The sequence below is a fragment of the Acinetobacter brisouisimilis genome, from assembly GCF_000368265.1.
GTDB lineage: Bacteria > Pseudomonadota > Gammaproteobacteria > Pseudomonadales > Moraxellaceae > Acinetobacter.
In genome coordinates, this window is the sequence record NZ_KB851219.1 from 1680117 (window position 1) to 1704872 (window position 24756).

Here is a 24756-nt window from a genome sequence, read left to right on the forward strand (position 1 = left end):
CACAAAATCAAAAAAATTTTTGATAAATAAAATATTTTTATATTTCAAATAATTAATTCATTAGTGATGATGCTGCTTTAAAAAATCCCAAATAACTTGAGTCGTGTCAATACCATCTGCATCTTCTACTGTTGACCACGTATGTCCCTTAGATTTCAGTAAATACACCTGTAAATCTGCTTTACAAGCATGGTACTGCCAAAATTCAAATGCTACTGTATTTGATTTTAGGTCTTTTGCCTGACATTGGTTGGTCTTCTTCCAGATATCAATGGTTTGATTGAGTGGTAAAAAGGCTTGCGTCTGGGCACGTGCCACAAAACGGACTTGACTCATTCCACCTATCATTGGAACAACTTGATCCTGCATGCCATGTACAATCAATAGAGGTAATGGAGTCTTAGGTTGTGGCTGCTGAGCAAACATCGCAGCAGAAACCACAGCCGCAGCTGCAAAAGGTGCTCGCTGCTGTGCGATCAATTGATAAGTCAGCATACCGCCATTTGAAAAACCAACCACATAAATACGATGTTGATCAACCGAAGTTCGTTGCTCAACTTCTTTCAGCATCGCCTGAATAAACGCCACATCAGCACTTTGCTGCTGTTGGGCATCACCACAACAACCTAGTGCATTCCATGTCGCTTTCTCTGCATTTGGTGCAACCACAATCAAGCCTTCACGTTGAGCAACTGACTGCCAGCGCTGCAACATTCGTGATGCATTGCCACCGCCACCATGCAACACCATTACCAGCGGCGCAGGTTTCTGGCGATGTGCATCAAGTACAAGGTACTGGCGTTGTATACCTTGCACCAAGATCTGCTGCTCAATCGGTTGCTGTGCAACAGCGTAAACCGACAATACCCAACTTAAACACCCAACAAACAAACTGAGCCAACGCATAGGATTTACTCACTATAAAGCATGTTGAAAAGTATCGCAGGCTGACAGGTCTTGTGTATGCAAGCCATGATCGAACCACTCCATAACAACATCCCGTTCCTTAACTGGCTTTTGTGAAAATTTTACTCAATACGGTAACTCCAGCAAGAACGATTGCCCCAGCAATGATGCCCAAACCCATGTTTAACATTATCGGAGTGATGCTTCCCATAATCTGCCCAACAGTTGGAATAACTTCTGCCTGATTGGTCGCATGCTCAGTCAAATGATGTGCAAACGGAACAGCATGATTAATAATGCCGCCACCCACCAAAAACATCGCGATGGTTCCTATAATAGACAAGGCTTTCATCAGTTTAGGAGCAAATGCCAACAGCAAATTGCCAACACGTGTTTGCCATGCCTTACCTTGCTGAGTCAGATACAAACCCATATCATCAATTTTGACAATCAGACCAACCAGTCCATATACACCCAGCGTCATCACCACCGCAATCAGACTCATGACAATGACTTTATTCATCAGAGTTGCTGTTGCCACTGTGCCTAAGGTAATCACCACAATCTCAGCTGATAAAATAAAATCGGTACGGATTGCTCCTTTAATTTTATCTTTTTCATAGGCCACCAGATCATCCGGCATTTCAGGGATTTCACTGACGTCGGTATGTTTCTTGGTATGTAGGCTATGCAGCACCTTTTCCATACCCTCATAACACAGAAACAACCCACCTATCACCAATAAAGGGTTAATTAACCAAGCAGCAAAAATACTGACAATCAGTGCCACGGGCACCAAAATACATTTATTTAATAATGAGCCTTTCGCTACAGCCCAAACCACAGGTAATTCACGCTCGGCTTTAACACCTGTAACCTGTTGAGCATTCAACGCAAGGTCATCCCCTAAAACACCTGCGGTTTTTTGTGCTGCAGTTTTACTCATTAAGGCAACATCATCGAGTAACGTTGCAATATCATCTAATAACAGCAGTAGGCTACTTGCCATATATTATCCAGTATGAAGGTTTTCCAATATTGTAAAGTGTTTTTGTATTTTTCAGCATGTTGATGCATGAAAACCAACAATCTTAAGCAATTGCTTAGTTTTGTCATAAGACATCGTTCCGCTTATGCCTTACAATAAATGCATTTTTAAAAAACGATCAAAGCACAGCGTTTAGGATATCTCATGACAACAGCAGATCAACGCCCAATTATTTTGACAGGTGACCGACCAACTGGACAACTGCATTTAGGTCACTTTGTTGGCTCACTACGTTCACGCGTGGGCTTACAAGACACGCATCATCAGCACATTTTACTTGCCGATGCACAAGCCCTAACTGACAATGCCGATAACTTTGAAAAAGTCCGTCGCAATGTCATCGAAGTTGCTACAGATTACTTGGCTGTTGGTATTGACCCAAGTAAAACCACGATTTGCGTTCAGTCACATCTGCCAGCATTAAATGAACTCACCATGCTGTATTTGAACTTCGTGACTGTGGCACGTTTAGAGCGTAACCCAACCATTAAATCAGAAATTCAAATGCGTGGTTTCGAGCGCGATATTCCTGCAGGTTTCTTATGCTATCCAGTTGCTCAAGCTGCTGATATTACTGCATTTAAAGCAACTGTTGTGCCTGTTGGTGAAGATCAGATTCCAATGATCGAACAAACTAACGAAATTGTACGTCGTGTTAACCGCCAGATCGGACGTGATTTACTACCAGAATGTAAAGCACTGTTATCCAATGTAGGACGCTTGCCTGGCTTCGATGGTAAAGCCAAAATGTCCAAGTCTTTGGGCAACACGATTGTGTTAAATGCCACAGACAAAGACATCAAAAAAGCAGTGAATGCAATGTATACAGACCCAAATCACTTGCGCATTGAAGACCCAGGTCAAGTTGAAGGCAATGTGGTGTTTACTTATTTAGATGCCTTCGATCCAAATAAAGAAGAACTTGAAGAATTGAAAGCTCACTACCGTCGTGGTGGTTTAGGCGATGGCACAGTGAAAAAACGCCTTGAAGGTATTTTAAAAGAACTGATTGCACCAATCCGTGAACGTCGTAATGAACTTTCTAAAGATCCTGACTATATTATGGATGTTTTGAAAGCGGGTACACAAAAGTGTCAGGTCATTACTCAAACGACACTAGATGAAGTAAAAGATGGGCTTGGAATGTTCCGTTTTTGAGCATTACGACAAAAAATCGTGACCAAAAGTGACCATTTTTGTTAAAAATGTGCAAAACATGCAACAAAAAGCGTCATTTTTTTACGTTATTTAACAGTTAAATTGCGTAAAAGCCTATTATTTTAGTCAGCTTTTTTATATACTGCTCTTATAGCGTTTAGTTGTTACAGCTAAATGACATTTCTCCATTTTACGGAACTGTTTTCAGTTTTTCGTTGTTCTACGCAGTGGTCACCCCAACCATTGCGTATTTTTTTATCTAAATTTTGGTTTTGCATAAAAAAATTCAAGTTTCTAACCCGTAAAAACTTGAATTTTAAAATCAGTCTAAAATTTTAATTTAAATCAGTTTTTGATCTTTTAAAACTTCGAGCATGGTTGTACCAATTTCCGCAGGGCTACGAGTATAAGCGATTCCAGCTTTTTCAAATGCCATAAATTTCTCTTCGGCAGTACCTTTCCCGCCAGAAATAATCGCACCTGCATGCCCCATGCGTTTGCCTTTTGGCGCAGTAACCCCTGCAATATAGCCAACCACAGGTTTAGTCACATTAGACTGAATATACTCCGCTGCTTCTTCTTCAGCAGTCCCTCCAATCTCACCAATCATAATGATTGCATCGGTATCTGGATCATCCTGAAATAGTTTTAAAGCGTCAATCTGATTCATACCAGGAATCGGGTCTCCACCAATCCCTATACAAGTTGACTGACCTAAACCGAGTTTTGTGGTCTGAGAAACCGCTTCATAAGTCAAAGTTCCTGAACGGGAAATAATTCCAATACGTCCCGCCCGATGAATATGCCCTGGCATAATGCCGATCTTACATTGTTCAGGTGTAATGATACCTGGGCAGTTTGGCCCTATCAGACGCGTATTTTGCCCACAAGTTTCCAAATAACGTTTGGCTTTGAGCATATCTAAAGTTGGCACACCTTCCGTAATAACGACAATCAAACCCACTCCAGCATCAATTGCTTCTACAACTGAATCCAGTACATAGGGTGCAGGCACATAAATCACTGAAGCATCTGCATGTGTTTCACGCATGGCATCTTGCATGGTATTAAATACAGGTAAATCAAGATGCGTCTGACCGCCCTTGCCTGGCGTTACCCCACCCACAACTTTTGTGCCGTAATTTAATGCCTGTACGGAGTGAAATGTCCCATTTTTACCTGTAAAGCCCTGAACCAAAACCTTTGTATTTTTATTAATTAACACGCTCATAGCAATATTCCTTCAGTGATTCTGATCTTGTTGTAATGTTGCAACCACTTTCTGTGCTGCATCGGCTAAACCATTAGCCGAAATGAGGGTTAACCCCGATTCATCCAGAATTTTTGCACCAAGCTCAGCATTGTTACCTTCTAAGCGAACCACCACTGGAATACTGACATTTACTTCTTGAACTGCTGCAATAATCGCTTCAGCAATCATGTCACAACGTACAATCCCACCAAAAATATTGATTAATACAGCTTCAACAGAATGATCTGCCAAAATAATTTTAAACGCTTCAATCACGCGTTCTTTGGTTGCACCACCACCAACATCTAGAAAGTTGGCAGGCTTTCCACCATAAAGCTGAATAATGTCCATGGTTGCCATCGCTAACCCTGCACCATTGACCATACAGCCAATATTGCCTTCAAGTGCAACATAGTTCAGATCATGTTCAGATGCTTTGAGTTCACGCTCATTTTCCTGAGTTTTATCACGTAGTGCCGCAACTTCAGGGATTCGATATACAGCATTAGAATCAATGCCAATTTTGGCATCAACACACAAAATCTCACCATTCTCACATATAGATAGTGGGTTGATTTCAAACAATGCAAAATCATTTTCAACGAATGCACGATACGCGCCTTGCATCAGTTTAGTGAAACTATCAATCTGTTCATCTTTTAACTGTAATGCATAACCGACCTGACGCGCTTGAAATGGCAATAAACCAGTTAAAGGATCAATACTGATTTTAATGATTTTTTCAGGGGTTTCTTCAGCCACTTTCTCAATTTCGACACCACCCTCAGTAGATGCCATAAAGGTGACACGACGTGATGAACGGTCAACAACTGCTCCCAAATACAATTCACGCTCTACAGGATAAACATCTTCACAAACCAGTACGCTATTGACAGGCTGACCTAAAGCATCAGTTTGGTAAGTGACTAAACGTGTGCCTAAAATTTGCCCTGCATATTCGGCAGCTTCATCTTTGGATTTAACAACTTTTACACCGCCTGCTTTACCACGCCCACCCGCATGTACTTGTGCTTTAATGACTGCAAATTTGCCAGCCAGTTTTTTATAGGCTGCAACGGCTTCATCGGGAGATGTTGCTAAGATACCTTCTTGAACAGGTAAACCATATTTCTTAAGTAACGCCTTGGCTTGGTATTCATGTAAATTCATTTGTGTACCTTTTATATTTATTGCATGTACTTTTTTTTAAAATACATCTCGATAAGCGAGCTACGACAGCATCATGCTGAAGTCTAATTCTAGTTGTAGTGGAAATTTTCAGGGAACTCAACTCTTTACTACAAATTAAGCATCATTTTCAAAAATATTATAAAGTTTAGGTATTTTATTGATAAATAATAAGTAATTTTTATTCTATTAAATTTATATATTTCAATATTTTGAAATAAAAAATGGCGGTTATATTAACCGCCATTTTCCAATTAGATTATTTAATTCATCTAATTATTTACGTTTACGCTGAATCGCGTGAATTGCACGACCATCTACAGCAAGTGCAGCTTCATGAACAACTTCAGAGAATGTTGGGTGACCAAATGTCATTAACTGAAGATCTTCAACAGAAGATACAAACTCAAGTGCGATCATACCTTGGTGAACGATATCAGATGCTGCAGGTCCAATAACATGCATACCCAATAAACGGTCAGTTTTTGCATCAGCAACGAATTTAACGAAACCAGCACCTTCACCCGCAGCTAAAGCACGACCATTTACAGCAAAACCGAATTGACCAGTTTTTACTTCATGACCTTTTTCTTTCGCTTGTTCTTCAGTTAAACCAACCCATGCCGCTTCTGGATGTGTATAGATTACTGAGATGATTGTGTCATAGTTCACTTGTGCAGCATGGCCATGAATACGCTCAACCGCCATTACACCTTCTTCCATTGCTTTGTGTGCAAGCATTGGACCACGAACCAAGTCACCAATCGCGTATACACCTTCAACAGAAGTTGCACACCAGTCATTCACTTCAACCAAGCCACGCTCAGTTAATTTGATGCCCGAATCTTCAGCCAACAAACCTTCTGCATAAGCTTTACGACCTACACAAACGATCAATTTGTCAAAAGTTTCAGTTTTCTCTTCGCCACCTTGGGTGTACTTAACAGTCACTTCGCGACCGTTAATTTCAGTACCAGCAACTTTAGCGCCAACACGGATATCTAAACCTTGTTTAGTCAAGATTTTTTGATATTCCTTAGCTACTGCTTTGTCAGCCATTGGTAAGAATGCATCCATTGCTTCAAACACAACAACTTCAGCACCAAGACGACGCCATACTGAACCAAGTTCTAAACCGATTACACCAGCACCAATTACACCTAAACGTTTAGGTACTTCAGGGAAGTTTAGTGCACCTGTTGAATCCACGATCAAGTCTTGATCTACAGGAGCTACAGGAATATTTACAGGCACAGAACCAGAAGCAAGAATCACATATTTTGGTTCTAAAACTTGAGTTTCACCTTCGTGTGAAACAAACTCAACTTTTTTACCAGCAAGTAATTTACCTGTACCTTTTAACCACTCAATACCATTGCCTTTAAGCAATTGATCAATACCGCCAGTCAATTGGTCAACAATTTTGTCTTTGCGAGCAAGAAGTTTTGCAAGGTCAAAATTTACTTCACCAGTAGTAATACCGTGATCAGCCAAATGATGCACTGTATCTTCATAACGATGTGAAGAATCAAGTAATGCTTTAGAAGGGATACAACCTACGTTCAAGCAAGTACCGCCTAAAGATGGCTTACCGTTATGAATACGTTTTTCGATACAAGCGACTTTAAAACCCAGTTGAGCAGCACGAATTGCAGCTTCATAACCACCAGGACCGCCGCCAATAACAACAAGATCAAATTGCTGAGACATGTTTATCTCCATGCACCAAGACAAAGGATCGCTCTGCCTTGGTTTATATTATTCGTAAAAATTAAAGGTCTAGGATAAGTTTAGCTGGTTCTTCTAACAATTCTTTGATTGTTACCAAGAAGCCTACAGCTTCTTTACCATCGATCATACGGTGGTCATAAGAAAGCGCTAAATACATCATTGGCAAGATTTCAACTTGACCATTAACCGCCATAGGACGTTCTTGGATTTTATGCATACCCAAGATACCTGTTTGCGGTTGGTTCAAAATTGGAGTTGAAAGCAATGAACCGAATGTACCACCATTGGTAATGGTGAACGTACCGCCAGTCATGTCTTCGATTGCCAATTTACCATCACGTGCCTTGTAAGCAAAATCACGGATACCATTTTCAACTTCAGCATAGCTCATGCGATCAGTATCACGTAGTACAGGAACAACTAGACCACGCTCTGAAGATACAGCAACACCAATGTCGTAGAAACCATGATAAACAATATCATCACCGTCAATAGACGCATTGACTGCTGGATAACGTTTAAGTGCTTCAGTAACTGCTTTAACAAAGAAAGACATAAAGCCTAAACGTGCACCATGACGTTTTTCAAAGATGTCTTTGTATTGTTTACGCATTTCCATCACTGGCTTCATGTTCACTTCGTTAAACGTTGTCAACATTGCAGTTTGCTGAGTTGCTGCAAGTAAGCGTTCTGCAACACGCTTACGTAAGCGAGTCATTGGAACACGTTTTTCAATACGCTCACCCACTGCAACGCTTAACGGTGTTACGCTAGCAGCAGCTGGTTTTGCTTGATGATTTGCAACATCTTCTTTGGTAATGCGACCACCGCGACCTGTACCTTGTACGTCAGTAGCAGCAATACCTGTTTCATTTAATGCTTTACGCACTGCAGGTGCTTGGTCTTGAACAGATGCAGCACTTGTAGCAGCTGCTGGTGCAGCTTTTTCTTCGCTTTGTACAGCTTCAGGTGCTGCAGCTACAGCGCCAGAAACTGCGCCTGCTTCAAATTGAGCAATTACTTCACTAGAAAGAACTGTATCGCCTTCACCTTTCACAATTGCAACTAAGCTACCATCAGCAGGTGCAACAACTTCCAATACAACTTTATCAGTTTCAATATCACAGATCACTTCGTCACGTGATACAGGTTCACCAACTTTTTTGTGCCAAGTTGCAATTGTTCCGTCTGCTACAGACTCTGGAAATACTGGTGCCTTAATTTCGGTTGCCATTCTTTAGTCTCTCCTGATGATTAGGCTTCAATCGCAAGCGCGTCTTGAATTAATTTAGCTTGTTGTTTTGCATGTAAATATGGTGAACCACATGCTGGGGCTGCAGAAGCATCACGACCTGCGAAGCTAATGCGTGCTTGTTTGCCAACATTTGATACTGTTTCGTATAAGAATGGGGCAATAAAGTGCCATGCACCTTGGTTCTTCGGTTCTTCCTGACACCAAACAACTTCTGTTGCATCTGGATAAGCATTAAGAACTTCAGCAATACGTTGCTCTGGGTATGGATACAACTGTTCTACACGAACAATCGCAACATTACCTAGCGCAGCTTCACGACGTTTTTCAAGCAAGTCGTAATACACTTTACCGCCACAGAATACGATACGGGTTACGTCTGCTTTGTTGATTTGATCAACTTCATCAATCACAGTTTGGAATTGACCATTTGCCAATTCATCTAGGTTAGATACTGCAAGTTTATGACGAAGCAATGACTTAGGTGACATCACAATCAATGGTTTACGGATTGGACGAACAGCCTGACGACGCAATGCATGGTAAATTTGTGCAGGCGTTGTCGGTGTGATCACTTGCATGTTGTCTTCTGCACAAAGCTGCAAATAACGCTCTAGACGTGCAGATGAATGCTCAGGACCTTGACCTTCAAAGCCGTGTGGTAACAACATGGTTAAACCACAAACACGTTCCCACTTGGTTTCACCAGATGCGATGAACTGGTCAATCACCACTTGCGCACAGTTGGCGAAGTCACCAAACTGAGCTTCCCAAACGATCAAGCTGTTTGGCAATGTAGTTGCATAACCATATTCAAATGCCAAAACTGCTTCTTCAGAAAGCAATGAATCCCAAAGCGCAAAGCGTGGTTGGTTTTCTTTAACATTACAAAGCGGAATATAAACTGAACCATCTTTTTGGTTATGTAGTTTAGCGTGACGGTGTGAGAATGTACCACGACCAACGTCTTCACCACTGATACGAACCAAATAGCCTTCATCAAGCAAAGTTGCATACGCTAAAGTTTCAGCAGCACCCCAGTTTAAAGGCGTTTCACCAGTTTGCATTTTCAAGCGTTCGTCAATTACTTTTGAAACTTGACGTTGCATTTCAAAGCCTTCTGGAAGCTGACGCATTTTTGTACCAATCGCTTTTAGACGTTCGATATCAAAAGATGTATCCCAGTTGTCTGTGTAGTCATGACCCAAGTAAGGTGTCCAGTCCACAAACATTTTTGTATTTGGCTCAAGTACCAATGCGTTGGCAACATGTTTACCTGCTTCCAAATCAGCGCGGTAGTCTTCAACCATCTTGTCTGCTTCAGCACGATCCAAGATTTTTTGTTGTACTAGTTGATCAGCATAAAGCGTACGTGTAGTCGCTTTCTTGTTAATCACCTGATACATCACAGGTTGAGTTGCAGATGGCTCATCTGCTTCGTTGTGACCACGACGACGGTAACAGAACAAGTCAATTACAACATCTTTGCGGAATGTATGACGGAAGTCATGTGCAAGTTGAGCAATAAATACAACTGCCTCAGGATCATCACCATTCACATGGAAGATTGGTGACTGAACCATTTTCGCAATGTCAGTACAGTATTCGGTAGAACGTGCATCACGCGGATCAGATGTTGTAAAACCAACTTGGTTATTCACAACAATATGAACAGTACCACCAACGGTATAGCCGCGGGTTTGTGACATTTGGAAAGTTTCCATGTTCACACCCTGACCTGCAAATGCAGCATCACCGTGAACAATCACAGGTAACACATCATCACCACCAATGTCTTTACGACGAACTTGGCGTGCACGAACAGAACCTTCAACTACAGGCCCAACAATTTCTAAGTGTGATGGGTTAAACGCCAATGCCAAGTGAACTTCGCCACCTGGTGTCATCACATTTGATGAGAAACCTTGGTGATATTTTACGTCACCAGAACCTTTCTTGGTCAGTGCTTTACCTTCAAACTCACCAAATAGGTCAGCAGGGTTTTTACCCATAATATTCACAAGCAAGTTCAAGCGACCGCGGTGTGGCATACCAATAACCACTTCCTTACAGCCCACTGTACCTGCACGTTGAATAATTTCATTGACCATTGGAATGAAGGTTTCACCACCTTCCAAACCAAAGCGTTTTGCACCTACAAATTTATTACCGAGATATTTTTCCAAACCTTCAGCGGCAGTCAAACGCTCCAAGAAATGTTTCTTTTGCTCAGCTGTAAAGCTAAATTGACCGCGTGCACCTTCAAGGCGCTGTTGAATCCAGCGTTTTTCTACTGTATCTACGATGTGCATATATTCTGCACCAATAGACCCACAGTAAATCGACTGCATGGTTTCAACCATTTCACCAAGAGTTGCCTCATCTTTACCAATCGCAAGATTACCGGTGTTAAATACGGTATCTAGATCAGATTTAGTCAACCCATGTGCATTTAATTCTAAATCAGGAACGTCTTCACGCTTTGCTAAACCGAGAGGGTCCAACTTCGCTTTTTGGTGTCCGCGGTTGCGATAAGCAGAAATAAGCTGTAAAACACCAATTTGGCGTTTTTCATGCTCAGTGCTTACGGTACTTTGCACAACAGACTGTACGCGATTTGAATTACGACCAAGTAATAAAAATTGTTCACGCACAGTTCCGTGTGGTTGGTCGCCTTTTGGGAATTTATCGAAATATTGACGCCAGTCTTCACTGACAGATGATGGAGAAGTTAGGTACTGCTCGTATAGTTCTTCGATATACGCTGCACTATCAGCGGAAAGTTCAGTATCAAGACGCAATGCGTCAGCAACTTCTTGCATTTTTGGACCCATTTCCTATTGCAAAAATATTACAGATTACTCAGTGAAGCAATCCATGATCGATAATGTCAGATTGGTAACCATGACACCATGCCCGATGACTTTCATCATCAGGAATATTCGTGCTTATAAAATAAGCATAACCTACCTTATAGGCACAATGAATTATAACGCCCATACCTGGCATCATCACTCATCTTATACCCGACCAAAAGCCGAGCAATTTTTTGCAAATCGTCTTAGATAAAGATAAATACACGATTTAGCTTTTCTAAAACGTTTTCCTGTTACTTTTTAACAATGCTATTTTCTCACATTACGAAAATAATAGCTCTTTTTTTTCACTATTTTTTTTAATATAGTGACTTGCTAAATGCTAACATGTTATCCCAATTGATTTAATTTTTTTCCCACATACCTCTCATCACGCATCAAAATATATAAATACAAAACAGAGATATATGTTGATCGATCCATCAAAAACATGCAATTACAAGGCAACTCAACTTAACACTCCCACTACAAATAAAAAAAAGCGCACATCATTCAATGTGCGCTTTTTTGTACATCTAATTAGCCCGCTTGGTCTAACAACATACTACGGATATGACCGATTGCTTTTGTTGGGTTTAAACCTTTAGGACAAACTGATACACAGTTCATGATTCCTTTACAACGGAATAGACTGAATGGGTCATCTAAACGAGCCAAACGATCTTGAGTCGCTGTATCACGTGAATCAATAATGAAACGGTATGCATTTAATAATGCTGAAGGACCCAAGAATTTATCTGGGTTCCACCAGAATGATGGGCATGAAGTTGAACAACATGCACACAAAATACATTCATACAAACCATTTAAGTGTTCACGCTCTTCAGGAGATTGCAAACGCTCTTTTGGTGGTGCTGGCTGGTTATTAATCAGGAATGGCTGAATCTTGTTGTATTGATCATAGAACTGATTCATATCAACAACCAAATCCTTGATTACTGGCAAACCAGGTAAAGGACGGATCACAATCTTCTCAGGAAGATCATTCAGGTTTTGCAAGCAAGCCAAACCATTTTTACCGTTGATGTTCACACCATCTGAACCACAAATCCCTTCACGACAAGAACGACGGAAAGTCAGTGTTTCATCTTGCACTTTCAAAGCTAGTAAAGCATCAAGCAACATACGGTGCTTATCTGTCAACTCAAGCTTGAAAGTTTGCATGTACGGCGCTTTATCCTTATCAGGATCATAGCGGTAGATTTCGAATGTACGAGTACCTCTACTCATCTTTATACTCCCGATTAGAATGTACGTGGTTTTGGTGGAATCGCATCAACAGTCAGCGGCTTATAACGCACTGGCTTGTATTCTAGATGATTGTCAGATGAATACCACAAAGTATGTTTCATCCAGTCATCATCACGACGACCGTATGGATACTCTGGGTGATCTGGTGGTAACTCATAATCAACAACCGTATGCGCACCACGACATTCTTTACGTGCAGCAGCAGAAATCAGTGTCGCTTTTGCAACTTCATACAAGTTTTCAACTTCAAGTGCTTCAACACGTGCTGTGTTAAATACTTTTGATTTGTCTTTCAAATGAATGTTACGCACACGTGGTCCTAACGCAAGGATTTGTTTTACACCTTCATCAAGCAATGCTTGAGTACGGAATACACCTGCGTGATCTTGAACGATGTCACGAATTGCATCAGCAACGTCTTGAGCATTTTCACCACTGGTTGACTCATCCAATTTACGGACGCGAGCCAAAGTACTCACAAGAACATCTGTTGGAAGTGGCGCGTATTCATCACCATGATGCTTGGTTACATAATCAATAATATGTTCACCAGCAGCCTTACCAAACACAACCAAGTCAAGCAATGAGTTTGTACCTAAACGGTTTGCACCATGTACAGACACACAAGAACACTCACCGATCGCATAGAAACCTTTTACTGGCTTCACGAAGTTACGCTGATTGTTGGCATGATAAGTATCAGTAGCCTTGTCGTATCCAGCATTCAATTCTTCAGCAGTTGCTGCTTCAGGAAGTACAACCTGACCATGAATATTGGTTGGAATACCACCCATTTGATAATGGATTGTTGGTACAACTGGAATTGGCTCTTTAGTGATATCAACGTTCGCGAATTTCTTACCAATCTCAAATACAGATGGCAAGCGTTTCATGATGGTATCAGCACCTAAGTGAGTCATATCTAGCAAGATATAGTCACCTTTAGGACCACAACCACGACCTTCTTTAATTTCTTGGTCCATAGAACGTGAAACGAAGTCACGTGGCGCCAAGTCTTTTAAAGTTGGTGCATAGCGTTCCATGAATGGTTCGCCATCTTTGTTACGAAGAATCGCACCTTCACCACGGCAACCTTCAGTAAGAAGTACGCCTGCGCCTGCAACACCTGTTGGGTGGAATTGCCAGAATTCCATATCTTGCAATGGAATACCCGCACGTGCAGCCATACCAAGACCGTCACCAGTATTAATATATGCATTTGTTGATGCACGATACACGCGACCAGCACCACCAGTAGCAAACAAAGTTGCTTTTGCTTGGAATACTGCAATGTTACCTGTTTCTTGGTCAATTGCTGTTACACCAAGAACATCACCTTCTTCATTGCGGATTAAATCAAGTGCAATCCATTCAACAAAGAATTGAGTACCCATTTTCACGTTGCTTTGATAAAGCGTATGCAAAAGCGCGTGGCCAGTACGGTCAGCTGCTGCACATGCACGTGGAACTGGTTTCTCACCATAGTTTGCAGAGTGACCACCAAATGGACGCTGATAGATCGTACCATCTTTGTTACGGTCAAATGGCATACCCATGTGTTCAAGTTCATAAACAACTTTCGGCGCTTCACGACACATAAACTCGATTGCGTCTTGATCACCTAACCAGTCTGAACCTTTTACAGTGTCATAAAAGTGATAGTGCCAGTTATCTTCTTGCATGTTACCAAGAGATGCACCAATACCACCTTGCGCTGCAACAGTGTGCGAACGTGTTGGGAATACTTTAGTCAATACTGCAACTTTCAAACCAGCTTGAGCTAGCTGATAAGCAGCACGCATACCAGAACCACCACCACCAACGATAACAGTATCGAAAGTCAGGTTTTGGATATTTGAATAATCTTCTTTAGGGGTTATCGCGCCCATGATTTTTTCCTATCAATTCGCCCAGAAAATCTGGATACCCCAGATCGCATACACAAACACAGCAATAATCACTGCAGTCGTTAATACTAGGCGCAAACCTTTAGCAGATGGACCCATTTGACGAGTAGTTACATAGTCAGTAAAGACTTGCCACATACCAATCCAAGCGTGTACAACCAATGATAAAATTGACAGCAATGAAAGAATTTTCATTGGCAAAGTCATCATAAAGCCAGACCATTGTTCAAAGCCAAAGCCGCCGTGGAATAAAATCCATCCAAAAATCACGACTGTATAAACTGCTAGAACAACTGCGCTCACACGTTGGAGATACCAATCACGAGAACCTGAACCTGTTAAACCTGTAGCACTTTTCATTAGAATACGATCCATATAAAAGCTGCGATAATTGCTACCACAGATAGAACCAATGAAATTGTAGCTGCAACTCGACCACTTTGTAGTTCTTCATTAAAACCAAGGTCTGCGAGTAAATGCTTAATACCACCAATAAAATGGTAGATTAAACCTGCTACAAAAACCCAAACAATGAATCGTACTAAGAAATTCCCAAATATTTGTTCTTTCACATAAGTAAAGCCTTCTGGCGAAGACAGTGACTTATCTAATATCCATAAAAGTACTGGAACCAACAAAAATACGATGACACCAGATAAACGGTGCAAGATTGATGCAATAGCCACGGGAGAGCGTAAGTTAACCGCTAACACCTGCCCCATGGACAAATTGACAGGTCTGTTGCTTTTCACAGCGGGCATCCTGTAAGTAGAAACTCCATCCGGAGTTTGTTTGATTAATTCGAAGGAAAGCTGGCATCGTTAGGCTAGCAAATGCCTAAACTTTTAAACGACACTTGATTATAGAACGCAAACTAACAAAATTCAAACAACCTAAATGCCTACAATTTTAATTTATATTATAAATAAGAATCATTTACATAGTTTATTCTTCACAAATTCCTTGTATTTTTCCACTATTTATTTGCTATGTTATTATTTTTATAAGTGAATTTTAAAATTCAGCATCACTTCCAGAAAATTTTTCCAAATTTCACCCTACAACCAAAGACCAATATTATAAAAAAGAATAAGGAACATTTATCTGAGGAGATACACAACCAACTTTTTGCATACCTTTTCGCCATTTTTAAGTTTTTCACCCAATTTGAAGATCACTCACTCAAAGAACAACCATTTTTAAAATAAATACTGCTCATGAATAAACTTTACTAAGTTGTCGCTTTTTATCATTGTTTTTTTCTATGAGAGTACGTACATTCATCTATATTGAGCTAAATATGTGATCTAGCGCATAGCTTCGTGAAAATTGATTATGACTTTTTACCAATAAATGTTTTACCAAATATTTCGACAGCAAATAACCGTGTTTTATAGACTTTAGGTATTTTCATGATTATTTTTTAGACACTTTTAAGCCTTTTTGGCTCTTTTTCCACATAATAATTGCAATATGTACTGTATTTTTCGCCGCTGCTTGCTGTACATTTATGTCGGACAAAAGAACGCTACTACAAATTTGGATGTATACAGCATGGAGGCTATTAACATAGAGGTTAAAAGTTAATCCAAAGTATTATTGACAATTTTTTAGTAAGGCATAAGCTTTGTCCGTGTTTATCCCCCTGATTACGTTCATTAAAATACAATTAATACGTATCAGATCAACATTCACCAGGACAGGAGATCTATTGAATGTCTGAAGCAACTGGCAAGAAAGCCGTTTTAAAACTTGATGGAAAAGAAATTGAACTGCCAATTTATAGCGGCACATTAGGTCCAGACGTTATTGACGTTAAAGACGTATTAGCCGCAGGTCATTTCACTTTCGATCCTGGTTTTATGGCTACCGCTTCTTGTGAATCTAAAATCACATTCATCGATGGTAACAAAGGCGTTTTATTACACCGTGGCTACCCAATCGATCAATTAGCGACTAAAGCTGACTATTTAGAAACTTGCTACTTGCTTTTAAATGGTGAATTACCAACGCCAGAACAAAAAGCAGAATTTGATGCAAAAGTTCGTAACCACACTATGGTTCATGACCAAGTAAGTCGTTTCTATAATGGTTTCCGCCGTGACGCTCACCCTATGGCAATCATGGTTGGTGTAGTGGGTGCATTGTCTGCGTTCTATCACAATAATTTAAACATCGAAGATGTTAATCATCGTGAAATTACTGCAGTTCGCCTAATTGCGAAAATCCCTACGCTAGCAGCGTGGAGCTACAAGTACACAGTGGGTCAACCATTTATGTACCCTCGCAATGACTTGAGCTATGCGGAAAACTTCTTGTACATGATGTTTGCCACTCCTGCAGACCGTGATTACAAAGTAAACCCTATTCTTGCTAAAGCAATGGATCGTATCTTTACGCTTCATGCTGACCATGAGCAAAATGCATCTACGTCTACAGTACGTTTAGCTGGTTCTACTGGTGCAAACCCATATGCATGTATCGCTGCTGGTATCTCTGCACTTTGGGGACCTGCTCACGGTGGTGCAAACGAAGCTGTTCTTAAGATGCTTGACGAAATCGGCACTGTAGAAAACGTTGCTGGCTTCATGGAAAAAGTGAAAACTAAAGAAGTTAAACTCATGGGCTTCGGTCACCGTGTTTACAAAAACTTCGACCCTCGCGCGAAAGTGATGAAAGAAACTTGTGACGAAGTTCTTGCTGCTCTTGGCATCAACGATCCACAACTTGCACTTGCGATGGAGCTTGAACGTATTGCGCTTTCTGACGAATACTTCATTAAACGTAACTTGTATCCAAACGTAGACTTCTACTCAGGTATCATCCTTAAAGCGATTGGTATCCCAACAGAAATGTTTACAGTAATCTTCGCTCTTGCACGTACAGTAGGCTGGATCAGCCACTGGTTAGAAATGCACAGCGGACCTTACAAGATTGGTCGCCCTCGTCAGCTTTACACTGGCGAAACTCAACGCGACATCAAGCGCTAATTTCCTCAAGGAAAGCAGCAAACGACAAAAAAGACCGCATTTTGCGGTCTTTTTTATACTGAATTAATATGTCAAATAACGAACAACAAAACTCGGATTATGAATAAAGAGTTTTAATAACGTCTGTGCGGCACTCGATGGTTTTCGTGTTCCACGCTCCCAACTTTCCAGTGTTCTGACAGAAACTCCCAAGATTTGTGCCAGTTGTAACTGAGTAATTTGAATACGCTTACGTGCCAATACAATTTGCTGTGCCAATCGCAAATCCTGTGTCTGATGAATGGATTGATTTTTTATGTCCATTATCCTCACCCAATTTTTTATCACGTGATAAACAGCGCATAGCTGCGCGAAGCTAGCTCAACATTGCAGAAGAAACCTGCTTTAGTGGCAGTAAAATCCGCCGTATAAAACAGCTCAATCAACCAGATTATTGAATGGCAACATCGGTTAAGAGACTGTAATTTGACTTAATACAAGCTACAAACTGCTCTAAATACACTAAAAACAAGTTTCTATACCTCTGACTTAAGGTTGTTTTGCTGAACTTGCAGGCGCATCATGCTGCATATTTGCCATATCATGCTCGCTCATTTTCGACATATCCATATCTTTCATATTGGACATATCATGTTGTGCAGATGCTGAAGATTCATCACCCGTAGAGCGCCATTGCTGAGAGTAGCGATTGATATCATTGCTATCGGATGCAACGCTATAATATAAAAATCCCAAAAAGGTCATACCTAAAATCACAGCAATAATGACACCACGCCAAACCTTTGAAGTGCTTTTACCTTGTGAATTTTCCATACAATTTACCTTGTTACAAGTTGAAAAAATTTTGCGTTAGAATTTAAAGCTCATTCGCGCCCAATAATTACGGCCGATATTGTCAAACTGCGTATTTGCGGCATAACCAAAAGCACTCGCCCCCGCTTTATTTAAGTGTTCAGCATAGGCTTTATTCAAGAGATTATCGACACCCAAAGACAGGTCAACACCTTGAGTCAAATGATAGGTTGCGTTGAGCGCAATGGTGGTAAAGGCTTTACTTTCCCCCATGTCATAACCAACAATATTTCCCTGATACAAACTATAACGATTCTGCTTGGCAACCGAACGTACCAATAAACCCAATGTGTAATGGTCTTGTACATAGCGTAGATTAAGGCGAGCTTCCAGAGGTGCAATTTGTGGTAACGGCGTATGATCGGAAGTATTTTCACCCCATGCATACATAACACTCAAATCAGTTTGAATATGCGGGGTAAATTGATATCCCAGCCCTGTTTCTGCCCCTGCAATCGTTGCATCAACATTACGCACAGTCGGATAAGACTGTGAAATGCTCGGATTGGCATACTGGATCAGGATAAAATCTTTCACAATACCCGCATAGACCGATGCCCAAGCATTCCATTTTCCTTGCTGCCATTGTGAACCAATATCTAGCTGTGTCGTTTTCTCTGTTTTTACAGCATCCATGTTATTAATACTGTAAGCCCCAGAAGAGAGTTTAGTGCTAAACAATTCCCAAAAATCAGGAACTCGTTCAACATAACCTAAACCAACATAATTTTTAATGCCAGAATCTGGCAAACTATTTTCTAAGCGAATAAAAGCACTTGGAACGGTTTCAGTGCGTTCACTTGGATTGGTGATGATATTGGTTTTTGATGTGGTCATTGCCACGCGATCCAGACGTGCCCCTGTCACCAACTGATTACTGTTGTTCAAATGATAGGTCAGTTCACTAAATGCGCCATAGGATTGATATTTCATATTACGCATATAAGGCTTATTCATCATCATCATGGTGCTTTTCATATCTCCACCATGATTCCAATGTTGCGAATCCACACCACTCACGACACTCAATCTCCCCCACTCGGTGGTCATCGCTAAGCGTGAATTGAGTGTTTGGCGAGCCAGTTCCATTGAACTTCGTACTCCCGCATTGCTACGGTAACTGTAGTTGTCCATGACATGGTCATTGTCGGTATAGTCGATTTGCGCTTCTATTTTTTTAATATGTTCGCTGATATTTTTCTTTTCCGCATGAAAACCTAAACTTTGCCGCTTGAATTGCACCCCATCCATGGAACGCCCTGCATATTCAGAGTAACCATCTCCTGTACCCGCATTGAGTTCCAGCCATGTATCGTCATCGGGTGTCCATCCCATCGCTATGTCTGCTGTCCAACGCTCCCATGCCGATGGGACTTTATTGCGATTACCATCTTTATAACTGTTTGAGGTTGAACGACTGGTGGTTAGGCGCAAATATTTGGTTTCATCACCTAATGTTCCATCAAAATTTTGATCTAAACGACCATAGGAACCAACTAGCACACTAGCCGTTCCCTGATACGGTTTTTCACTACTCAGTTTTGGTGGAGTGCGTTCAAAAAGTACGGTTGCGGCTGAACCTGGGGTTGGATACAGTACCGTTTCTGGGCCCTTCACCACCGTAATTTTATCGTAGGTTTCAGGCGAAATATAAGAGGTTGGCGCATCCATACGTGCAGGGCACGCACCAAGTTTTTCAGTCCCATTGGTGAGCATTTTAATGCGTGAACCAAACATTCCTCGGAATGTGACATCGCCATTGGTTCCACCGCTGCTAATGGCATTAAATCCTACAATGCTTTTGAGATAATCCGCACCATCGGTCGCTGGAACAGGTTGAATTGGCTGTTTAGGATCAGCAACTACCACCAAACCATTAGCCTTCTTGCCTTTTGTTGCTGTGACTACAATTGGAGCAAGTTGAATTTCATCTGTCGTTATCGATGATTGATCTGTGGTTTCTTCCGCTTGAGCAAAATTTGAAGCAAGTGCGACTGCAACCGCAAGCGATTGTAAAATAAATTTCGGCTGTGACATGAATTTTCTCTTTTATGTCATAAACAAAATTCTTGAGGGTTTCCTCAAGAACAAATACCTTGTATTGAATATTTTGTTTAAGCAAAAAGAGGGGGCGCTCGCCCTTGTGGAATAAGAAAGAGTCGTTGTAAAACGAAATAGATATGCTTAAAAGCTTTTTGAAAAGCAATCAGGCGAACTTGCAGACGTTCGAAGACTTCTTTAATTTCCAGATCAAGAAAGGCAACCATGTGCCCATAAACTTTACAATAAAGACATTCATGGTTTGGGTCGTGCTGATGCTTGTCATGCACCGAGGCGTGGGACGACATATGCATACCCTGCATATGCGACATATCAGCCATCGACATATCCATTTGGGTGGCATTGCTATGATTTGTAAGGGCTAATGCATCGGAAACAGTGGCACATACCGGAGAAATCTGAAAATTTTCCGGAAGCAGCGCCTGTAAAAATACGGCGATTTGCAGCAACATTGCACTCAGTGCAAGTACAAATCCAGTTCTTAGCAAACTTAACCTTCTCTGCTTAGCAACCCCAATATGGCTGTTAAAATGATCAGCCTTTTAAACTCGCGCCAGTCTACTATATTTATTTTGTTTTGGCTAAAAATTTGCGAGTCTGGATTTTTTAAAGATAAGGCTTTGACATAGAAAAATTTATTCTATATTCACTAGGGTCGATTTTTTATTAAAACTGAGCAAAAATGTTGGTTTTTCTGTATTTCTGGCAGAATTTTTTTAGATTTAAGATCAATCTAAGCTGTGTTTCGTATATAGTATAACTACCTGAACGCCACTGTATATCCCTGTTATACTTTACATTACGCTGAACAATTAAATTTATAAATCAGCCTGATGTAAGCCCTATAGGAATAGGATTTTATTTGAATGAAAAATTTTAAAATTGCCCTTGCTCAATTCTCTCCACATATTGGCAATATTGAAAACAACACCCAGAAAATGATCGAACAGGCAAACCAAGCCAAACAACAGCATGCTGACATTATTTTATTTCCTGAACTCAGCATGATTGGTTACCCTGCAGAAGATTTATTTTTGCGCCCTAGTCTAAAAAAACGCACTGAAGCTGCGTTGGCTGAACTGAGCAAAGTCAAAGATATCGTGATGGTGTTTGGCTTTGTTCATCATACTGAAGATGGACAACGTTTTAACTCAGCAGCCGTGATGAAAGATGGTGAAATTCTGGGGATTTATAACAAACAGAATTTGCCGAACTATAGTGTATTTGATGAAAAACGCTACTTTGCCGCAGGTCAGCAACACCTGATTTTTGAATATTTAGGACATAAATTTGGTGTACTGATTTGTGAAGATATTTGGAGTCTTAACACCGTACAGCAATTGAGCCAACTCAATGTCGACAGTGTACTTGTACTCAACTCATCACCTTACGAAGTGGGTAAACCACAGCACCGTTTAACCACCATGGCTAAAGTGGCTAATGAGCTAAATATCAACCTGATTTATAGCAACCAGGTGGGTGGTCAGGATGATTTGATTTTTGATGGCTCAAGTTTTGCAATTAACCGCAATGGTGATGTCGTTTTACGTGCTGCAAGCTTCAAAGAAGAACTCTACTATGTAGACTTCGATACAGAACAGGCTGCTTACACTAAGCAAACTCTTGTTCCTGAACTCGACACCATGGCTGAGATTTATCAAAGCCTAGTCATGGCAACCCGTGACTATGTTCAACGTTCAGGTTTTCCTGGTGTTATTTTAGGTTTATCTGGCGGGATTGACTCTGCTTTAACCTTAGCGATTGCAGTTGATGCTTTGGGCGCAGATAAAGTTCAAGCTGTGATGATGCCATATACTTACACTTCGCAAATTAGTGTTGAAGATGCAGCGGAACAAGCAAAAACTTTAGGGATTACATTCGGGATTGCAGAAATCCACCCGATTGTGAATAGCTTTATGCAAACTCTGTATCCTTTCTTTGGTGATCGCCCTGCCGATGCGACCGAAGAAAATCTTCAGGCACGTGCACGCGGCACTTTACTCATGGGTTTGTCGAACAAGTTTGGTAATTTAGTCCTGTCTACAGGCAATAAATCTGAGCTTGCTGTAGGTTACTGCACACTGTATGGCGATATGGTCGGCGGTTTTGCGGTTCTTAAAGATGTGTACAAAACCATTGTATTTGAATTGGCAAAATACCGTAACAGTATCAGTGAAACTCCAGTGATTCCTGAGCGTGTCATTACTCGCCCACCTTCAGCAGAACTTCGTCCAGACCAAAAAGATCAAGACTCATTACCTGCATACGATGTGCTTGATGCCATTTTATATGCTTACATTGAAGAAGACAGCAGCCAAGCGGACATTATTGCTCGCGGTTTTGATCAGGCAACTGTAGAAAAAGTCATTCAGTTGGTTGATCGCAATGAATACAAACGCCGTCAGGGTGCAATTGGTCCACGTATTAGCTCACGCGCGTTTAGCCGTGAACGCCGCTACCCAATTGTAAATGGCTGGAAAGCTGGTATCTAATTAAAAAAATACAAAAAGCCCGAATTTATGTTCGGGCTTTTTTATATCTTAGGCATACGTCAGGCACAAAAAAAGAAACCATGCAGTGATGCATGGTTTATAAAAATGGTGGCTATGACGAGACTTGAACTTGTGACCCCCGCATTATGAGTGCGGTGCTCTAACCAACTGAGCTACATAGCCGTAAACTGTGCGTGCATTATCTACAGTTCTTTAAATCACGTCAACAAGTTTCAACACCATCTGTTCAGCAAATATGCAAAATTTAATGTTTTGACTATAAATTAACTATTTTTCTGTAGTTTGCAACTAAAAAAGTGGCTTAATGCATAAGTTTTCATAGAAAATACTGAATGACTATAAGTGCCATCAGCGCAATAAGTAGAATATATTCACACGTTAACTCATCATGTATTTTGCCCAACTCAAGGTTGAGCAAAATTATAGAAACCTTATGATAGATATCATTAGGATATCGTTATATTGCCGTTTAATTGGCTACAGGCAGAGCTTCTGAAAAGTTAGCCAATTTAATGCGATCCTTATGAAGCTTTCTGGCAATTTCCCTCGGCAAACAACTGCTGTAAATGCTCAACTTCACATGGTAAACCCACGTAGTTTTCTGCCAGTGTTGCCTGCCCTGCTTCAGAGCCTAAAACATAGTTCAATTCAGCCTGTTTCAGCTTTTTCTCAAAGGCAGTATCATCTTCAAAATCATGCAGTAGATTCGTCATCCACCAAGAAAAACGTTCCGCTTTCCATACGCGCTGTAAACATTTCTCCGAATACTGCTCAATACCTTGCTCTGAACCGTGCTGATAATATTCAATTAAAGCACTGGCCAAATATGCAATATCTGAAGCCGCAAGGTTTAAACCTTTTGCTCCTGTTGGCGGCACAATATGTGCGGCATCTCCAGCCAAGAATAACTTACCAAAACGCATTGGCTCGGTGACAAAACTCCGTAACGGCGCAATACTTTTTTCCAATGAAGCACCTGTCACCAGTTTTTCTCGGCTTTCAGGGTCTAAACGGCGTTTTAACTCTTCCCAAAATTGTTCATCTGACCAGTTTTTCACTTTATCGGTCAAAGGTACTTGCAAGTAATAACGACTACGGGTATTTGAGCGCATACTGCATAATGCAAAACCACGTTCTGACTGGACATAAATCAGCTCATCTGCAACAGGTGGCACATCTGCCAGTAAACCCAACCAGCCAAAAGGATACACTTTTTCAAAGGTTTGAATACGCTCTTGTGGGATGCTGGCGCGAGAAACACCATGGTAACCATCACAGCCCGCAATAAACTCACAATCAATCTGGTACTGCTCCCCCTGATAGTCAAAAGTGACTTTTGGTGCATTATCGAAATCATGAATTTGCACATTCTGTGCTTCATAAAATGAACTGAGCTGTTCCTGTTGGCGCGCTTGCATCAGATCTTTAGTCACTTCTGTTTGACCATATACCGTCACCTGTTTGCCTTGTGTTAATCCTGACAGGTCAATACGATACTTTGTACCATGACTCAAAATCTCAATACCTGAATGTGGCAAACCTTGCTGTTTGAGATGCTGATCAACACCTGCCAAATGTAAAAGGTCAACAGAAACCTGTTCTAAAATACCTGCACGAATACGCGCTGCCACATATTCAGCACTGCGCTGTTCCAGCAAAATATGCTCAATTCCAGCTTTATATAGCAACTGCCCAAGTAACAAACCCGCAGGCCCTGAACCAATAATCACAACCTGAGTGTTGAGATTTTTCATGATGATATCCCTATCAA

19 protein-coding genes and 1 tRNA gene are annotated in these 24756 nt (G+C 41.0%); 3 read left to right on the forward strand and 17 right to left on the reverse strand.

The features are described from left to right. Positions 1-60: 60 nt before the first annotated feature. Both F975_RS11695 and F975_RS11700 read right to left on the reverse strand, forming a co-directional pair. Positions 61-906, reverse strand: coding sequence for a CE1 family esterase (locus tag F975_RS11695; RefSeq protein WP_004753535.1), 846 nt, complete (start codon positions 904-906; stop codon positions 61-63). Positions 907-1006: 100 nt separating this feature from the next. After that, complete coding sequence (locus tag F975_RS11700; protein ID WP_004753537.1) at positions 1007-1915, reverse strand: DUF808 domain-containing protein; 909 nt, start codon at positions 1913-1915, stop codon at positions 1007-1009. 183 nt (positions 1916-2098) lie between these two features. On the opposite strand from F975_RS11700, the gene trpS reads away from it, so the two are divergent. Then, entirely contained in the window at positions 2099-3112 is a 1014-nt protein-coding gene (gene trpS / locus F975_RS11705) for a tryptophan--tRNA ligase (RefSeq protein WP_004753538.1), read from the forward strand. 340 nt (positions 3113-3452) lie between these two features. On the opposite strand, the gene sucD is transcribed toward trpS, so the two are convergent. The 9 genes from sucD to sdhC all read right to left on the reverse strand — a co-directional run bounded on the left by sucD (position 3453) and on the right by sdhC (position 15321). Beyond that, positions 3453-4343 (reverse strand): succinate--CoA ligase subunit alpha, encoded by an 891-nt coding sequence (gene sucD / locus F975_RS11710; protein WP_004753540.1) that lies wholly within the window; start codon positions 4341-4343, stop codon positions 3453-3455. 12 nt (positions 4344-4355) lie between these two features. Further along, entirely contained in the window at positions 4356-5534 is a 1179-nt protein-coding gene (gene sucC / locus F975_RS11715) for an ADP-forming succinate--CoA ligase subunit beta (protein ID WP_004753545.1), read from the reverse strand. A 294-nt stretch (positions 5535-5828) separates the two neighbouring features. Further along, complete coding sequence (lpdA, locus tag F975_RS11720) at positions 5829-7262, reverse strand: dihydrolipoyl dehydrogenase (protein WP_004753547.1); 1434 nt, start codon at positions 7260-7262, stop codon at positions 5829-5831. A gap of 61 nt (positions 7263-7323) precedes the next feature. Beyond that, entirely contained in the window at positions 7324-8517 is a 1194-nt protein-coding gene (gene odhB / locus F975_RS11725; RefSeq protein ID WP_004753548.1) for a 2-oxoglutarate dehydrogenase complex dihydrolipoyllysine-residue succinyltransferase, read from the reverse strand. 20 nt (positions 8518-8537) lie between these two features. Continuing rightward, positions 8538-11357 carry a 2-oxoglutarate dehydrogenase E1 component gene (locus tag F975_RS11730; protein WP_004753550.1) on the reverse strand — a complete coding sequence of 940 codons (2820 nt, stop codon included), beginning with the start codon at positions 11355-11357 and terminating at the stop codon, positions 8538-8540. A 573-nt stretch (positions 11358-11930) separates the two neighbouring features. After that, positions 11931-12641 (reverse strand): succinate dehydrogenase iron-sulfur subunit, encoded by a 711-nt coding sequence (locus F975_RS11735; RefSeq protein ID WP_004753553.1) that lies wholly within the window; start codon positions 12639-12641, stop codon positions 11931-11933. A gap of 14 nt (positions 12642-12655) precedes the next feature. Then, positions 12656-14551, reverse strand: a complete 1896-nt coding sequence (gene sdhA / locus F975_RS11740; RefSeq protein ID WP_004753554.1) for a succinate dehydrogenase flavoprotein subunit — start codon at positions 14549-14551, stop codon at positions 12656-12658. A gap of 12 nt (positions 14552-14563) precedes the next feature. Continuing rightward, complete coding sequence (sdhD, locus tag F975_RS11745; RefSeq protein WP_004753557.1) at positions 14564-14929, reverse strand: succinate dehydrogenase, hydrophobic membrane anchor protein; 366 nt, start codon at positions 14927-14929, stop codon at positions 14564-14566. Continuing rightward, positions 14929-15321 carry a succinate dehydrogenase, cytochrome b556 subunit gene (sdhC, locus tag F975_RS11750; RefSeq protein WP_004753559.1) on the reverse strand — a complete coding sequence of 131 codons (393 nt, stop codon included), beginning with the start codon at positions 15319-15321 and terminating at the stop codon, positions 14929-14931. The genes sdhD and sdhC overlap by 1 nt, the downstream gene beginning before the upstream one ends. A gap of 963 nt (positions 15322-16284) precedes the next feature. On the opposite strand from sdhC, the gene gltA reads away from it, so the two are divergent. Beyond that, on the forward strand, positions 16285-17559 hold the full coding sequence (gene gltA / locus F975_RS11760) for a citrate synthase (protein WP_004753560.1): 1275 nt from the start codon (positions 16285-16287) through the stop codon (positions 17557-17559). A 63-nt stretch (positions 17560-17622) separates the two neighbouring features. Here the strand turns inward: gltA and F975_RS11765 are convergent, their stop codons facing one another. The 4 genes from F975_RS11765 to F975_RS11780 form a co-directional block, all read right to left on the reverse strand. Beyond that, on the reverse strand, positions 17623-17862 hold the full coding sequence (locus tag F975_RS11765; protein WP_004753562.1) for a helix-turn-helix domain-containing protein: 240 nt from the start codon (positions 17860-17862) through the stop codon (positions 17623-17625). Positions 17863-18087: 225 nt separating this feature from the next. Then, positions 18088-18372, reverse strand: a complete 285-nt coding sequence (locus F975_RS11770; protein ID WP_004753564.1) for a hypothetical protein — start codon at positions 18370-18372, stop codon at positions 18088-18090. Between the two features lie 36 nt (positions 18373-18408). Beyond that, on the reverse strand, positions 18409-20448 hold the full coding sequence (locus tag F975_RS11775; protein WP_004753567.1) for a TonB-dependent copper receptor: 2040 nt from the start codon (positions 20446-20448) through the stop codon (positions 18409-18411). Between the two features lie 77 nt (positions 20449-20525). Continuing rightward, positions 20526-20924 (reverse strand): DUF2946 family protein, encoded by a 399-nt coding sequence (locus F975_RS11780; RefSeq protein WP_004753569.1) that lies wholly within the window; start codon positions 20922-20924, stop codon positions 20526-20528. 414 nt (positions 20925-21338) lie between these two features. Between F975_RS11780 and F975_RS11785 the strand changes: the two genes are divergently transcribed. Beyond that, positions 21339-22964 (forward strand): NAD+ synthase, encoded by a 1626-nt coding sequence (locus F975_RS11785; RefSeq protein ID WP_004753571.1) that lies wholly within the window; start codon positions 21339-21341, stop codon positions 22962-22964. A 106-nt stretch (positions 22965-23070) separates the two neighbouring features. Here F975_RS11785 and F975_RS11790 read toward each other — a convergent pair. Further along, positions 23071-23147, reverse strand: a tRNA-Met gene (locus tag F975_RS11790). Between the two features lie 359 nt (positions 23148-23506). Further along, positions 23507-24739, reverse strand: coding sequence for a 4-hydroxybenzoate 3-monooxygenase (pobA, locus tag F975_RS11795; protein ID WP_004753572.1), 1233 nt, complete (start codon positions 24737-24739; stop codon positions 23507-23509). Positions 24740-24756 lie beyond the last annotated feature (17 nt).